General features: G+C 73.5%; 11 protein-coding genes and 1 pseudogene. 8 read left to right on the top strand and 4 right to left on the bottom strand.

The annotated features are described in order from the left end of the window. Positions 1–63: 63 nt before the first annotated feature. The 8 genes and pseudogenes from OV079_RS11265 to OV079_RS11230 all read left to right on the top strand — a co-directional run bounded on the left by OV079_RS11265 (position 64) and on the right by OV079_RS11230 (position 10,418). Complete coding sequence (locus OV079_RS11265) at positions 64–2,016, top strand: NUDIX domain-containing protein (protein WP_267768159.1); 1,953 nt, start codon at positions 64–66, stop codon at positions 2,014–2,016. Further along, a complete protein-coding gene (locus OV079_RS11260) occupies positions 1,992–2,435 on the top strand; it encodes a hypothetical protein (protein WP_267768158.1) in 444 nt (147 codons plus the stop codon). The genes OV079_RS11265 and OV079_RS11260 overlap by 25 nt, the downstream gene beginning before the upstream one ends. Positions 2,436–2,595: 160 nt before the next feature. After that, positions 2,596–3,396: a hypothetical protein gene (locus OV079_RS11255; RefSeq protein WP_267768157.1), complete on the top strand. Its 801-nt coding sequence runs from the start codon at positions 2,596–2,598 to the stop codon at positions 3,394–3,396. 436 nt (positions 3,397–3,832) lie between these two features. Then, complete coding sequence (locus tag OV079_RS11250; protein WP_267768156.1) at positions 3,833–4,339, top strand: hypothetical protein; 507 nt, start codon at positions 3,833–3,835, stop codon at positions 4,337–4,339. Continuing rightward, positions 4,336–5,263: pseudogene (gluQRS, locus tag OV079_RS11245) on the top strand (tRNA glutamyl-Q(34) synthetase GluQRS). The gene OV079_RS11250 and the pseudogene gluQRS overlap by 4 nt, the downstream one beginning before the upstream one ends. Before the next feature lie 116 nt (positions 5,264–5,379). Continuing rightward, the gene (locus tag OV079_RS11240) at positions 5,380–7,587 is read left to right on the top strand and encodes a prolyl oligopeptidase family serine peptidase (protein WP_267768155.1); all 2,208 of its coding nucleotides are present in this window, start codon (positions 5,380–5,382) and stop codon (positions 7,585–7,587) included. Between the two features lie 274 nt (positions 7,588–7,861). Next, entirely contained in the window at positions 7,862–9,499 is a 1,638-nt protein-coding gene (locus tag OV079_RS11235; RefSeq protein ID WP_267768143.1) for a vWA domain-containing protein, read from the top strand. 421 nt (positions 9,500–9,920) lie between these two features. Further along, positions 9,921–10,418, top strand: a complete 498-nt coding sequence (locus tag OV079_RS11230; protein WP_267768142.1) for a hypothetical protein — start codon at positions 9,921–9,923, stop codon at positions 10,416–10,418. Between the two features lie 229 nt (positions 10,419–10,647). Here the strand turns inward: OV079_RS11230 and OV079_RS11225 are convergent, their stop codons facing one another. The 4 genes from OV079_RS11225 to OV079_RS11210 all read right to left on the bottom strand — a co-directional run bounded on the left by OV079_RS11225 (position 10,648) and on the right by OV079_RS11210 (position 15,381). Beyond that, positions 10,648–11,874 carry an ATP-grasp domain-containing protein gene (locus tag OV079_RS11225; protein WP_267768141.1) on the bottom strand — a complete coding sequence of 409 codons (1,227 nt, stop codon included), beginning with the start codon at positions 11,872–11,874 and terminating at the stop codon, positions 10,648–10,650. A 455-nt stretch (positions 11,875–12,329) separates the two neighbouring features. Next, the gene (locus tag OV079_RS11220) at positions 12,330–13,115 is read right to left on the bottom strand and encodes a ribonuclease III family protein (RefSeq protein WP_267768140.1); all 786 of its coding nucleotides are present in this window, start codon (positions 13,113–13,115) and stop codon (positions 12,330–12,332) included. After that, positions 13,112–14,191: a tRNA 2-thiouridine(34) synthase MnmA gene (gene mnmA, locus OV079_RS11215; protein ID WP_267768139.1), complete on the bottom strand. Its 1,080-nt coding sequence runs from the start codon at positions 14,189–14,191 to the stop codon at positions 13,112–13,114. Before mnmA ends, OV079_RS11220 begins: the two co-directional genes overlap by 4 nt. After that, positions 14,188–15,381: a cysteine desulfurase family protein gene (locus OV079_RS11210; protein WP_267768137.1), complete on the bottom strand. Its 1,194-nt coding sequence runs from the start codon at positions 15,379–15,381 to the stop codon at positions 14,188–14,190. The genes mnmA and OV079_RS11210 overlap by 4 nt, the downstream gene beginning before the upstream one ends. Positions 15,382–15,470: the final 89 nt, after the last annotated feature.

Raw genomic sequence — 15,470 nt, 5'->3', positions numbered from 1 at the left:
GGGGTCGAGATCGCGCGGCGCCGTCTCGCGCCCCTCGGTCACGCCTGCTAGTCTGCCGCGCCGATGACGCTCACCGACCCTGGCCGCCTCGCGGGAGTGCGGCTCGCCGCCACCGTCGTCCTCCTGCGCGAGCGCGCCGCCGGCGACCCCCAGGTCTTCATGCTCCGGCGCAGCGCCAAGAGCCCGTTCATGCCGGACACCCTGGTCTTCCCGGGCGGCGCGGTCGACCCCGGCGACGGCCCGGAGGGCAGCGACGCGGCCTTCGACGCCGCGGCCCGCCGCGAGTGCCGGGAGGAGGCCGGCGTGGTCCTCGACGTCCACGACCTCCACTGGTTCGACACCTGGCTCACCCCCACCGCCGAGCCGCGCCGCTACTGGGCCCGCTTCTACCTGGCCCGCCTGGCCGAGGGCGAGGCCGAGGACGCCGCCGCCGACGGCCACGAGACCCACGAGGGCCGCTGGGCCACCCCCGCCGAGATCCTCGCCGCCTGGGCCCGCGAGGAGGTCGACCTCCCGCCGCCGACGCTGTGCACCCTCATGCGCCTGGCCGACGAGCGCCGCGCCGGCCTGCTCGGCCTGCCTTCGGCCGCCGTCCACGAGCCGATCCTCCCCAAGGGCCTCCTGCAGCCCGACGCCAACGGCGAGGCCCAGCTTCGTCATCGTCCTGCCGCACGACCCCGCCTACCCCGACCTGCCCGGCGACGGCGCCCCCGCCCCCGCCCGCGTCGCCGACCTGCCGCACCGCCTCGTCCGCGCCGGGAGGACCTGGCGCCCGTGCTGACCCTCCGGTCATGGCTCCGGGGTCATGCTCGTTCGGGCATGTCCGAAGCCGCAGGTGCGAAGGGCCATGTCCCCAGCGACATGTCCCTCGATGCGCGCGCGCGAGGCTCTGTCTCGCGGGACATGTCCCCGGCGCCATCCAGTCCTGTCCATCCAGACATGTCGAAGCGGCCATCTGCCGCTGTCCCTCGCGACATGTCCCCGGCGCCATCCGTTCCTGTCCCCCGGACCATGTCCCAGCGGTCATCCACCGCTGTCCCTCGCGACATGTCCCCGGCGCCATCCGTTCCTGTCCCGCGGACCATGTCCCAGCGGTCATCCACCGCTGTCCCCCGCGACATGTCCCCGACGCCATCCATTGCTGTCCCGCGGACCATGTCCCAGCGGTCATCCACCGCTGTCCCCCGCGACTTGTTCCAAGAGGCATCCAATCCTGTCCCGCGGACCATGTCACGACTGCCCGCCGCCGCGGTCCCCCGCGGCAGGTCCGCCGCTCCTGTCCCCCGGACCATGTCACTGCGGCCATCCTCTCCTGTCCCTCACGACATGTCCTTCGCGCCATCCTCCCGACCCTCGCGGACCGTGTCCCTGCGCCCCGCGGCCTGGGCCCTCGCCCTCCTCGTCGCTTGCGGCCGCAGCGAGCCCGAGCGCCCTGCGCCCGCACCTGCGCCCGCGACCGAGCCGGCGCCGGCGACCTCCGCCGGGGCCGCCGAGCCGCCCGCGCCCGCCACTCCCGACGAGCGGCGCGTCCTCGCCTGGCTCGACCCCGACTCGCCCGCCGTCGCCTACATGCGCCTCCCGGCCGACCTCGAGCCCGAGGCGCTCGGCGAGCTGTTCGCCCTCCCGCCGCGCGCGCTGGCCCTCCTGCGCGCCCCGCTGAGCCTCGAGTCCGGCCTCGCCGCGCTGATCGGCCCGGCCGCGCCGCCGCCCGAGAAGTGGCTCGCGCGCGACCTCGTCGTCATGCAGCCGGTGCTCGCGCGCGGCCCCTACCTCGTGCGTCGACTGCTCGTCCCGCGGGCCGACGTCGAGGCCTGGCTGCGCAGCGGCGGCATGGAGGTCGAGACCGTCGAGGGCCTCGCCGTGTGGACGCCCGGGCCGACCGCGCCCGAGGCCGCCGTCGGCAGCGCCCCCGGCCTCGCCCCCGATCTGGTGTTCCCGTGGCGCCTGGTGTTCCTCGCCGACGACCTGCTCGGCGCTTCTCGCTCACCGAGATGGGCAACGGCCTCAGCCCGTTGACGGCCGCCCGCGACCTGCCGCCGTCCGAGCTCACGCGCACGATCGGCGAGGTCGTCGCCGCCGACCCGGCCCTCCTGCTCGAGCTGTACGTCCAGGGCGCCATGCTCCACTTCGATCTCAGCGACGACGTCGGGGTCGCCAAGCTGTCGCTGCGCCGCCTCGTCGAGGGCGACGCCGCCCGTTCGCTGCCCCGCCACGACGCCGCCGGCATCGACGGCGAGGTCATCCTCCAGCCGCTGGGCGACGTCGCCGAGGCCGCCGCCGCCCTCGAGGCCCGCAGCCCCGCCGGCGCCGCCACCGACGTGCTGCGCGACCTCTACAAGGCCGTCGCCTACACCCAGGACGGCCCCATCGTCCGCGGCCGCCTCCAACTCGCCGCCGACGACCTCGCGCCCCTGCGCCGCGGAGGCGGCGGGTGAGCGCCGCGCCCGGGCCCGCGCCAGCCTCCGCGAGCGAGCCGCGCATGCACGCTGCCGTCCCTTCGCCCTGCGTGAGCCAGCCGCGCGCCGAGGTCGGACCTTCGATCGTGCGCCGTCGCGCGAGCTCGCTCCGCAGGTCCCCCTGCTCCTGGCTCGCGCCATGCTCCTCGCCCTCGTCGCCTGCGGCGGCCCGCCCGTCGATCCTCGACCGGCGGCCCGACCATCGGACATGCCCCAAGCGGCAGGTCCGATCGTCCAGGCCCCCCAGGACATGTCCAAACAGACATGCCCCGAAGGCCAAGATCTCATCGGCGATCTCGAGTGGATCCCCGCCGACGCCCGCGTCGCCGGCCTGTTCGACCTCGGCGACCCCGGCGTCGACGAGGCCGCCGCCGAGCTCGCGCGCGCCAGCGCCACCACCCCGGGCATGCCGGTGGTCGCCGCGCTCGGCCTCGGCTTCCTCGGCACCCAGCTGCAGATCCTCCGCCGCCAGCTCCGCGACGCCGGGCTGACCCCGCGCGAGCTGCTCCTCCTTCACGATCCCGGCGGCGCCGTCGTGTGGATCGTCCGCGTCCGCTGCGACCTCGCCGTCCTGCAGGCCACCCTGGCGCGGGCCTGGGGCGTCACCAGCCGCACCACCGCCGCCGGACCGCTGGCCGAGCCGGACCCCGCGCGCGGCTTCCCCCACGACGTGGTGTTCCTCGCCGACGACCGCCTCGCCCTCGTCCCCGCCGGCGCCGGCGGCAAGCTGCGCCGCTGGCTCGAAGGCCAGGCCGGCCCGCCGGACCTCGGCGACCGCCGCCGCAGCGAGACCCCCGGTCAGGCGCTCGCGCGTCTCGAGCCCGCCCCCATCCGCGTCGTCCTCGCCGGCCGCGGCCTGCTCGCCGGCGACGCCGCCAGCGCCCCCCGGACCCTGCGCGCCTGGCCCGCTCGCGTCGCCCTCGACGCCACGCCTCCCTGAGCGCGAGGACGCGGAGCGCCCGCCAGCCGGCTCGAGGCCTCCGCAGCGAGCGAGCTGCCCGATCGGACAGCCCGCCGCTCCGCGCGCCGGCCGGCGGGAGTATCTCAGAACATGTCTCAAAAGGCATGTCCGAACGGACCTGCCCTCGAGAGCATGCCCGATCGATCCCGACATCGCGTGCCGCGCCCGTGACGCATCGCACCGGCGGCTCCGGGGCCGCTGCGCGCACTGGAGCTGCGGGCGCGGGCCCGCGGCCGGTGCGAGCGATGTGAACTTCGTTCGTCGGCCGTCCACCGCCCCCTGGCCCGCCGCGGCCCGTTTTCCGCCCGGGCGCGCCCACGTGGCCTGTGAGCCCCTTTGCGCGCGTCCTCGCTCAGGTATAGTGAAGAGTATGCCTGTCGATCCGGGCCCGAGTTCGTCCTCGTCCTCTGCTGTCATGTCCGTCGCCGCGGTGCTCGCGGCAGGCTCCGGTCCCTGGCCGAGCCACCCGCCCGCGCTGGCGGACGACGTCAACTCGATCGACGCCATCATCCGCGCCATGTACGCCTCGGTCTCCTTCAGCGAGGGCCGCGGCCCCGACGCCGAGCGTCTCGCCAGCCTGTGCGTCCCGCACGGCCGGCTGATCAAGGTCCACGCCAACAACATCGACGACATGAGCGTCCCCGAGTTCGTCGAGCGGGTGCAGACGCGGATCAGCGAGCAGGGCCTGCGCAGCTTCGTCGAGCGCGAGCTGTTCCGCCGCACCGAGGTGTTCGCCGGGATCGCCCACGTCTTCACCACCTACGAGAGCCGGACCGACGACGGCGGCGATCATCTGCTCTACCGCGGCATCAACAGCGTCCAGCTGCGGCACGACGGACGGCGCTGGTGGATCCTCACGATCCTCTGGACCGACGAGCGCGACGACTGCCCGATCCCCGCGGCGTATCTTCCTCGCTCATGAGCGCCGTCCGCGGCCGCTACGCCCCCAGCCCGACCGGACCGCTGCACCTCGGCAACGCGCGCACCGCCCTGCTCGCCTGGCTCGACGCCCGCGCGCGGCGGCGCCTTCGTCATGCGCGTCGAGGACGTCGACTTCACGCGCGCCCGCCCCGAGTTCGAGGCTCAGCTCTTGCTCGACCTGCGCTGGCTCGGGCTCGACTGGGACGAGGGCCCCGACGTGGGCGGTCCCTTCGCCCCTTACCGCCAGTCCGAGCGCGGCGACCGCTACGCCGGCGCGCTCGCGCGCCTCGACGTCTACCCGTGCACCTGCACCCGCCGCGAGCTGCGGGCCCTGCCGGTCACCAGCATGACCGGAGAGCCAGTGTACTCCGGGACATGTCGCAACGGACAGTCGCACCCCGGCCGTCCGGCCGCGATCCGCTGGCGCGTCCCCCCGGGCAGCGTCGGCTTCGTCGATCGCCTGTGCGGCCCGTACCACCAGGACATCGCCCGCGACGTCGGCGACTTCGTCCTGCGCCGCGGCGACGGGGCCTGGGCCTACCAGCTCGCGGTCGTCGTCGACGACGCCGACATGGGCATCACCGACATCGTCCGCGGCGCCGATCTGCTCGACAGCACCCCGCGCCAGCTCCACCTCCTGCGCGCCCTGGATCCCGGGCTGCCCGCGCCGCGCTTCGCCCACGTCCCGCTGATCCTCGGGGCCGGCGGCGCCAAGCTCAGCAAGCGCGACGGGGCCCCCGATCTCGGCGCCTTGCGCGAGGCGGGCGCCTCGCCGGCGCGCGTCCTCGCGGCGCTGGCCCGCAGCGTGGGCCTCGTGCCCTCGGGGATCCGCGAAGTGCGGCCGCACGAGCTCCTGACCGCCGTTTCGCCCGCCGATCCGCTCGCGGGCCTGGTGCCGCAGCCGCTCGATCTCGCCGCCGTGTGACCTCGCCGACCGCGTCCTCGGGCGCCTCGTGAGTCGCCCGACGTCGCCGCCGCGAAGCCTTGTCCGCGCTCTCGCGGGTCGATAAAAAACCCGAGCCCTCTCCGAGTCTCCAGCCGATGCATCGCCGCCCCTCGCCCCTCGCGTGGTTCACCGCCGCTCTCGCTCTCGCCGCCTGCAAGCCCGCAGCCTCGACCCCCGGGCCCGCCGACGCCCCGCCCGGTGGCGGCAGCGGCGGCGGCGAAGTGGCCGCCCAGTCGGCCTACGACTACCCGCTCACGCGCAAGGGCGACACCGTCGACACCTACCACGGCGCCCAGGTCGACGATCCGTACCGCTGGCTCGAGGAGCTCGACACCGACGAGACGCGCGCCTGGGTCGAGGCGCAGAACAAGCTGACCTTCGGCGTCCTCGGCGGCATCAAGCAGCGTGACGCCATCCGCACCCGCCTCACCGAGCTGTGGAACTACGAGCGCTACGGCGTCCCCTACAAGGAGGGCGGCAAGTACTTCTACAGCCGCAACGACGGCCTGCAGAACCAGAGCGTCCTCTACGTCGCCGACAGCCTCGCCGCCGAGCCGCGCGTCCTCATCGATCCCAACACCCTCTCGCAGGACGGCACCGTCGCCCTGTCGGGCACCGCGATCAGCCAGGACGGCAAGTACGTCGCCTACGGTCTCGCCGCTGCCGGCAGTGACTGGCAGGAGTACCGCGTCCGCGAGATCGCGACCGGCAAGGACCTCGACGATCACCTGCAGTGGATCAAGTTCAGCGGCGCCGCCTGGACGAAGGACGGCAAGGGCTTCTTCTACAGCCGCTACGACGCGCCCAAGGACGGCGAGGCGCTCAAGGGCAAGAACGAGTTCCAGAAGCTCTACTACCACAAGATCGGCACCCCGCAGGACAAGGACATCCTCGTCTACGAGCGCAAGGATCACCCGCAGTGGGGCTTCGGCGGCGAGGTCAGCGACGACGGCCGCTGGCTCGTCATCCGCGTGTGGGAGGGCTCGGCCGACAAGAACGCCCTGTTCGTGCACGACCTCTCGGGCGGCGTCGGCAAGAAGCCCGTCGTCGAGCTGCTGAACAAGTTCGACGCCGAGTACACCTTCGTCGGCAGCAAGGGCAGCAACCTCTACATCCAGACCACGCAGGGCGCCGCGCGCGGCAAGGTCGTCGCCATCGACGCCGCCAAGAAGGACGCCGGCGATCCGTCGGCCTGGAAGGTTTTGGTCCCCGAGGCGCCCGAGACCCTGCGCAGCGTCAGCCACGTCGGCGGCAAGCTGATCGCCTCCTACCTCAAGGACGCGCGCAGCGAGGTCCGCGTGTTCGACGAGAGCGGCAAGCCGGAGCGCGACATCACCTTGCCGGGCCTCGGCACCGCCGCCGGCTTCGGCGGCCGCGCCAAGGACGGCGAGACCTTCTACGCCTTCACCAGCTACACCTGGCCGACCACCATCTTCCGCTACGACCTCAAGACCGGCAAGAGCGAGGTCTTCCGCCAGCCCAAGGTCGCCTTCGATCCGAGCAAGTACGAGACCACCCAGGTCTTCTACACCAGCAAGGACGGCACCAAGGTGCCGATGTTCTTGACCCACAAGAAGGGCCTCGAGAAGAACGGCCAGAACCCGACCTACCTCTACGGCTACGGCGGCTTCAACGTCGCCATCACGCCGGGCTTCTCCGTCCCCGACCTGATGTGGCTCGAGCTCGGCGGCGTGCTGGCGGTCGCCAACCTGCGCGGCGGCGGCGAGTACGGCGAGGCGTGGCACGAGGCCGGCACCAAGCTGCACAAGCAGAACGTGTTCGACGACTTCATCGGCGCCGCCGAGTACCTCATCCACGAGAAGGTCACCTCGCCGGGCAAGCTCGCCATCGGCGGGCGCAGCAACGGCGGCCTGCTCGTCGGCGCCGCCATGACCCAGCGCCCCGACCTGTTCGCCGTCGCCCTGCCCGGCGTCGGCGTCATGGACATGCTCCGCTTCCACAAGTTCACGATCGGCTGGGCCTGGGTGTCCGACTACGGCTCCTCCGACGACGCCGAGCAGTTCAAGGCCCTGCGCGCCTACTCGCCGCTGCACAACCTCAAGGCCGGCACCAAGTACCCGGCCACCCTCGTCTACACCGCCGATCACGACGACCGCGTCGTCCCCGGCCACAGCTACAAGTTCGCCGCCGCCCTCCAGGCCGCCCAGGCCGGCGACAAGCCGGCCCTGATCCGCATCGACGTCCGCGCCGGCCACGGCGCCGGCAAGCCGACCAGCAAGCAGATCGAGGAGTGGACCGACCTCTGGGGCTTCGTCGTCCACAACCTCGGCATGACCCTCTGACCGCGGCTCGCCGCCTCGTGAGCCCCGCGACCTCGCCTGCGAAGTCGCGGGGCTTCGCGCGACATGCTCCTGAGGACATGCTCCAAACGGCATGCTCCAAACGACATGCCCTCATGGACATGTCCGAATCGACAGTATACGCGCCGCTCCGCCCCGGGCGTCTTCGCAGCCATCCAGGGTCGCCAGCCCCCGGCGGTCCGCATCCGCAGCCGCGGGGCCCGTGCGTTTCTCCGTAGACCTGCCGCCAGGCCCGCACGTTGGTGCGCGGGCCGTCATGCCGATCCGTCTGCGCTCCCTCGCCTGTCTCGCCGCGTTCACCCTCCTCACCACCGCCGCCGAGGCAGCGCCCGACAAGGAGCGCGAGCGCAGGGAGCCGCCCCATCGCATGAAGGCCTACGACTTCTCGGCCGAAGCGATGGCCCCGGCGCCCGCCGCCATGGGAGCCACGCCCGGCGGCGCCCAGGACATCCAGTACTTCCGCGATCGCGCCAAGGCCGGCGAGATCCCGCACCCCAACACCTTCACGCCCGAGGGTCTGTTCAGCGAGCACGACCTCCCGCTGGCGGCCGGGCGCGCCTGCGATCAGCTGCTCTGTACCGTCGGCGAGGCCACCGGCGCCGCCCTGCTGGCCCAGCCCGAGGTGCAGTACCTCGCCCAGCTCGGCTTCAGCTCGGGCCTCGATCCCAAGACCTTCAAGCGGGCCCCGCTCAACCTCGTCGCCGTCATCGACAAGTCGGGCTCGATGTCGGGCCAGCCGCTGGATCTCGTGCGCGAGAGCCTCTACCGGGTCCTCGATCAGCTCGGGCCCGACGACCAGCTCTCGATCGTCCTCTACGGCGACCGCGCCCACGTCCACATGGCGCCGACGGCGGCCAAGGACAAGCGCGCCATCGCGGCTCACATCGCCGGCATCGAGAGCGCCGGCTCGACCGCCATGGAAGAGGGCCTGCAGGTCGGCTACGACCTCGCGCGGCGCAGCGGCCACGGCTTCAAGGGCACCACGCGCGTCATGCTGTTCACCGACGAGCGGCCCAACGTCGGCGCCACCGACAAGCAGAGCTTCATGGGCATGGCGCGCGACGGCTCGCGCGGCGGGATCGGCCTGACCACCGTCGGCGTCGGCGTGCAGTTCGGGGCCGAGCTCGCCACCGCGATCAGCAGCGTGCGCGGCGGCAACCTGTTCTTCTTCCCCGACGCCGCCCGCATGACGAAGGTCTTCCGCGAGGACTTCGACACCATGGTCACGGAGCTCGCCCACGACCTCAAGCTCGAGGTCAAGCCGGCCGCGGGGCTCAAGATCGCCGGCGTCTACGGCATCCCCGGCAAGGCGATCGAGTGGGCGCCCGGCGGCGCGATCCGCCTCAGCGTCGAGACCATCTTCCTCAGCCGCAAGAAGGGCGCCATCTTCGTCGGCTTCGGCCCCGCCGATCGCAACCTGCCGACGCCCAAGGCCGTCGCCGATCGCCCGCTCGGCCAGGTCAGCCTGGCGTACACCGAGGCCGCCGTCGGCAAGCCGCGCAGCTCCGCGGTCGACCTGGTCTACAAGCCAGGTTCGAACGCCAGCGTGGGCCTCGTCCGCGGCGCGCGGCTCGTCGATCAGGCCACGGCGCTGGCCCGGGCCGCCGCGCTGCACCACGAGCAGAACGATCAGGAGGGCGCCTACCAGCTCGTCCACGCCCTCGCCTCGCTCTACCGCCAGGATCGCGACCCCGATCTCGCCGAGGAGCGCACGCTCGTGTTCGCCCTCGAGCGCTCCCTCGCCAAGCTCTCGGGTCACGCCGGCGAGCCGACGCCCGCCGCGCCGGCCGTCGATCGCGTGAGCGGCCTGCCCCCCGCCTCCGCGCCGCGGCGTTCGCCGGTCGTCACCACCGGCCCGCGCCACGACCTCCTCGATCGCATCGACCAGCCGTGAGCCGGCGCGTCGCGGCCTCCTCGGTCGTCACGACCGACTCGCGCCATCGCCTCGCCCGGCGCGTCGCGGCCTCGTCGCTCGTCACGACCGCCCCGCGCCATCGCCTCGCGCGCGCCATCGACCCGCCCCGCAAGCTTGCGCGTCGCGGCCTCGTCGCTCGTGACGACGCCGCGCGCCATGGACTTGCCCGCGAGCCCGCGCGTCGCGGCCTCGTCGCTCGTCACGGCCGACTCGCGCCAGCACCCAGCCGGCGCCCGCGAGCGGTCGCCGGTCGTCACACCCGAACGGGCCGCATCGACCCGTCGTGAGCCGCGCCTTCGTCGTCACCGCCCCTCGCAACGACCTCGACAGCCTCAACCGCGCCTCCCGTGCCGTCCGGGCCGCGTTTGCCTCGCGTCACGCGCGGCGCTACCCTCCGGCGGTGTCGTCGCGCGCAGCGCTCTTCTCCCTGTCGCTGGCGGCCTCGGCGGTGATCGGTTGCACCGGCGCCGGCGAGGCACCTTCTCCATCGGACATGTCCACAAAGACATCTCCCTCCCCGACCGCCGACGGCGCCGCCCTCGCGGGCTTCCCGCTGTCGCGCCTGCGCTTCGACCACAACCCGGTCGAGCCGCTCGTTCTGCCGACCCCGCTGTCCGAGGCCGACCTCAAGGCCCGGGGCGTGCAGAGCCACCGGGTGTTTTCGGCCACCAGCCCGCGCGTGTGGCTGTTCGTGTTCGAGTTCGCCGATCAGAACGCGATGTTCGCCGCGCTCCAGGATCCGCGCCTGCTCCTCCCCGCCGAGCCGCCGTACTACCCGGCCTCGGCGTTCACCGGCCGCTGGCTGCTGGTCACCGGCTTCCCCTCGGAGAAGCCCGTCTCGCCGGAGATGGAGGCCGCGCGCACCGTGTTCCTCGAGCGCTGGGCCGGCGAGGAGTGAGCGCGGCGCAGCGGTGATTCCGGCGCGCTCCATCGCGTCGACCCGGCCGCGCCTCCCCGATGGACCGCGGCAGCCGAGCAGCCTGGAGCCTGTCCTTCCGAGCATGCGCTTCAGAACATGTCTTTCCGAACACATGCTTCGGAACATGTCCGCGCGAGCATGCGCTGGTGAGCATGTCCGTTCGGCCAGGCGGTGCGCCACCGCCCGGGACGAAGCAGGTAGCGCGAGATCACCCGAGGACCACGCGCACCGAGCTGACCAGCCCGCGAAGCGCGTTCACCACCTCTTCGGTCGTCTCGCCCTTCACGAGCGCGTAGCCCTCGCCCTCGTAGCCGGACGCGCGCGGCTGGCCGACCTTCGGCAGCTTGCGGTCGACCACCCACGCCCCGGCGAGCTCCTGCGCCTCGGCCAGGCCCTCGACCGCGCGGACCACTTGCCCCGGGCCTTGCCCGCGGAAGAACGCCGCCCCGGCCGCGAACTGGCGCGGCGGCGCCTCGAAGCGCTCGAACACCATCAGCTCGGCCCACTTCTGCCACATGTCCACGCCATGGCAGAGGCCCATCATCGGCATCAGGTGCACGCCGGGCGGTCGGGCTGCCACCTCGCTGATCACCATCGACCCGTCGGCGCGGAGGAACCACTCCATGTGCGTGAGGGCCGTGCCGATCCCGAGGGCCTGCAGCGCGCGCACGTTGAGCGCGCGGAACGTCTGCGCGTGGGGCTGCAGCTGCTCGCGGGGCAGCATGACGCAGTACTGGATCCACGGGTTCTCGAGCACCTGCAGCGGCCCCGGCAGGTAGTAGCTCGACGAGTGCCACACGGGCTTGCCCTGGATCGTGACCGTCTCGAACGTGTGCTCCTCGCCGCGCACGAACTCCTCGGCCTGGGCCGGGTTCGACGGCGTCACGAACAGCTCGGCCAGCGCCGAGGCCAGCGACTCGTCGTCGGTCGCGCGGACCGTCGCGCGCGAGCCCAGGCCGGCCGGCGGCTTGAGCACGATCGGATACCCGACCTCGCGGACGAAGCTGCGCGCGTCCTCGGCCGAACCGATCAGCGCCTGGCGAGCCACCGGCAGCCCGGCCTCGCGCAGCTTCGCCTTCATGCGGTTCTTCTCGCGGAAGTTGCGGGCGACCGCCTCGGTCATGCCCGGGATCCCGAGCTTGTCGCGCGCGATCGACAGCGGGGTCTGCATCTGCTCGAGGAACCCGATCAGCCGGTCGACCCGGCCCCACCCGGCCTGGAACGCCTTGCCCGCGGCGATCAGCTGCTCGGCGTCGAGGCAGTCGCGGACCTGGTAGTGGCCCACCACGCGGCCGCGGTAGCGCTCGGGCAGCGTCGTCTCGGGCTCATGGGTGATGAGGCCGATCCGGACATCGGGCAAGGACGCCAGCGCGTCGAGGCACTGCAGGATGTTGGCGCTGTAGTACGGGGCGACGTAAAGGACGTGGACGGGCATGCGCGGCCGCGATCATGCCAGATCCGCGGCCGCGCGGCGACGCGCTCGCCTGCGGGATCCTCCGTCGGGCCCCGTCGGGCCCACGCCCGCGGACCGGCCGCGCTCGCGCCGGCGAGGCTGCGGAACCATGTCCCGGCTCGAAGTCGCGAGCGCGTCACCGGCGAGGCGATCCGCGGCCGACGGACCTGCCTCGACAGACAGGAGCGATCCAGGGCGACCCGCGCGCCGAGGCGGGCCCGGGCGCGACCTCCGAAGCAGCGTGAGGGCGGCGCGCCAGACATGTCCTCCGGGACAGCTCATCGGCGCGACGGGCTCGATCTCTCCTCGTCTGGGACATGTCCCGCAGGACATGACTCTTCGACAATGTCACAAAGAGCATGTCCATAAGGACATGCCGTATCTCCGGGCCCATCGCTGCGACGAGCATGTCCCGAAGGACAGCCTCCGACCAGCCGTCACCCGAGCTCGCCGCGATCGATCCGCTCGAGCGCCGCCTCGGCCGCCGTCGACTCGGCCGCGCGCAGGTTGGGGCCCTCGCCCTCGGCCAGCACCACGATCTGTCCGTCGGGGCAGGTCACCTCCGCGCGCACCCGCCACGGCGAGCGCTCGGTCGCCGGGCGGTCGCCGAGCGGCACGTAGATCGGCGGCCGGCGCCAGCGCGCCTGGGCCCACTCCTGCAGGCGGGCCTTCGCCGGCTTGCCGTCGTCGGGGCGCAGGCCGGCGAGGCGGGGCCCCAGCAGCGCCTGGAACACCGCGCCGGCGCACGCCAGCGGATCGCGGCCGGCCGCGCGGGCGTCGAGGAACGCCGCCCCGAGCACCGCCTCGGCCGCGTCGGCCAGCGACCCGTCGTGTTCGCGCAGCTCGGCCTGACGGTGGGCCACCCACAGCAGCGGACCGAGCTCGATGCGCCGCGCCGCCTCGGCCAGCGCCGGCGCCGACACCAGGCTCGCGCGCAGGCGGGTGAGCACGCCCTCCGACAGATCGGGGAAGCGGCGCCACAGCGCCTCGGTGGACAGCAGCGCCAGCACCGAGTCGCCGAAGAACTCGAGGCACGCGTTGCTCGGCCAGCCCGAGCGCCCGTGTTCGTTGACCCACGTCGGGTGGGTCAGCGCCACGCGCAGCAGCGCCGGGCGGGCGAACGCGTAGCCGAGGCGCTCCTGCAGCGGCGCCAGGCGGGCCTGGTTGTCGGGCCAGGTCGGCGCCCCGCGGCGATCGGGCAGGTCCTCGAGCAGCTCGGTCATCCTGCGGTCTCCGCGATCCAGCCGCCGCCGAGCACGCGCTCGCCGGCGTAGACCACCGCCGCCTGGCCCGGAGCGGCCGCCTGGACCGGCTCGTCGAAGATCACGGTCGCGCGGTCGCCCGCCAGCTCGAGGCGCGCGGGCGAAGGTCGGCCGCGGTGACGGATCTGCACCTCCGCGCGCAGCGCCTCGTGCTCGCCGAGCGGCGCCAGCCGACGGAATTCGGCCAGCGTCAGCGCGTGCGTCTGCAACGACGCCGCGTCGCCGACCACCACCTGGCGCTGCTCCGGCAGCACGCGCAGCACGTAGCGGGGCGACGTGCCCGGGATCCGCAGCCCGCGGCGCTGGCCGATCGTCACCCGGTGGATCCCGCCGTGGGCCCCGAGCACGCGGCCCTCCGCGTCGACCACTTCACCGGGCGCCAGATCGGCCGTGCCGAGGCCCAGCGCAGCCGCGCGCGCCTCGACCACCTCGCCGTGGTCGCGGCCGCCGACGAAGCACAGCTCCTGGCTGTCCGGCGTGTCGGCGCTCGGCAGCCCGAGCGCGCGGGCCTTCGCGCGGACCTGGTCTTTGTGCCATGTCCCGAGAGGAAACCGCACCCCCGACAGCAGCGCCGGCGGCACCGCGAACAGGAAGTAGCTCTGGTCCTTCGTCGCATCGACCGCGCGCAGCAGCGCCCCCTCTTCGAGGCGCGCGTAGTGGCCGGTCGCCAGCGCCTCGGCCCCGAGCGCGCGGGCGCGGGCCACCAGCGGCCCGAACTTCACGTGCTCGTTGCAGCGGACGCACGGGTTGGGCGTGCGGCCGCGGGCGTACTCGCGGGCGAAGTCGTCGATCACGTGGGCCGTGAAGCGCTCCTGCTCGTCGACCGTGTAGTGCGGGATCCCCAGCAGCGCGCACACGTCTCGCGCCTGATCGATCTCCGCGGGCGAGCAGCACGACCCGCCGCGGCCCTCGCGTTCGTGGCCGCTCGCGTCGTACAGGCGCATCGTCAGGCCGACCACCTCGTGGCCCGCCTCGACCAGCAGCGCCGCCGCCACCGATGAGTCGACCCCGCCGGACATCGCGCACACGATCCTCATGACGGCGTCACCTCGCGCCAGTCGCCGCCGCCCTCGGCCCCGCGGACGCGCGCGATCGCCTCGGGCAGCGCCGCCAGCAGCGCGTCGATGTCGTCCTCGGTGTTGCCCGCGCCGAGCGAGATCCGCAGCGCCGAGCGGGCCGCGGCCGGCGTCAGCCCGAGCGCCAGCAGCACCGGTGACGGCTCCGGCGTGCCCGAGCTGCAGGCCGCCCCGTACGACACCGCGATCCCGGCGAGGTCGAGGTTCATCGCCAGCAGCTGGCCGTCGCAACCTTCGAACCCGACGCTGACCGTGTTGCCGACCCGGCGCTCGCGGTCGCCGTGGACTGTCGCATCGGACATGTTCGCAAGGCCAGCCCGCAACCGATCCGCGAGCGCGACCACGTGGGCGTGGCGGGCCGGCAGCTCGGCCGCGGCGAGCTGAGCCGCGAGGCCGAAGCCGGCGAGGTTGGCGACCGGCTCGGTGCCGGCTCGGCGCCCGCGCTCTTGCTGTCCGCCGAGGAGCAGCGGGTCGAGCGCCAGCCGGCGGCGGTGGACCAGCGCGCCGACCCCCTTCGGGCCGTAGATTTTGTGGCTGCTGACGCTGAGCAGGTCGAGATCCCAGGCACGGAAGTCGACGGGCAGCTTGCCGAAGGCCTGAACGGCGTCGCAGTGGACCAGCGCGGTCGGCGCGACTTCGCGCACGACCCGGACCAGCCCCGGGATGTCGTAGGCGTTGCCGAGCACGTGATTTGCGGCTGCGAGCGAGACAACTCCGGTCTCCGGGTTCGCCCGAAGGGCGGCGCGCAGCGCGTCGGCCTCGATTCGGCCCTGGGCGTCGACCGCGACCAGCGCCAGCGGGTGCCCCTCACGCTGCAGGCGGCCCGCCGCGGCCAGCACCGCCGGGTGTTCGAGCGGCGACGTGAGCAGTCCGCAGGGGCGTCCGGCGGCCCGCAGCGCCCTGGCAGCGCCGATCAGGGCCAGGTTGTCGGCCTCGGTGCCGCCCGACGTGAACGTCACCTCGAGGGCCTCGGCCCCGAGGGCCCGGGCGACCGCGCGGCGCGCCTGTTCGACGGCCGCCCGGGCGCGCTGCCCGGTGCTGTGGACGCTGGCGGGGTTCCCTTGAAGGAGGGGATCCGCCAGCGCGGCGATAACAGCGTCCCGAACCCGGGGATCGAGGGGGGTCGTCGCGTTGTGGTCGAGGTAGCGCACCCACGGCGGCTATAGCACGAGGCCCGGCGCGTGGAGCCCCGGTTACGCCGGCTTGTTGACGTGATGGGCTCCGGCGTTGAATCATCACA

The sequence above is a fragment of the Nannocystis pusilla genome, from assembly GCF_026626665.1.
GTDB lineage: Bacteria > Myxococcota_A > Polyangia > Nannocystales > Nannocystaceae > Nannocystis > Nannocystis pusilla.
Note: the sequence above shows the minus strand (reverse complement) of the source record. Positions and strands in the feature narration are given on the sequence as shown.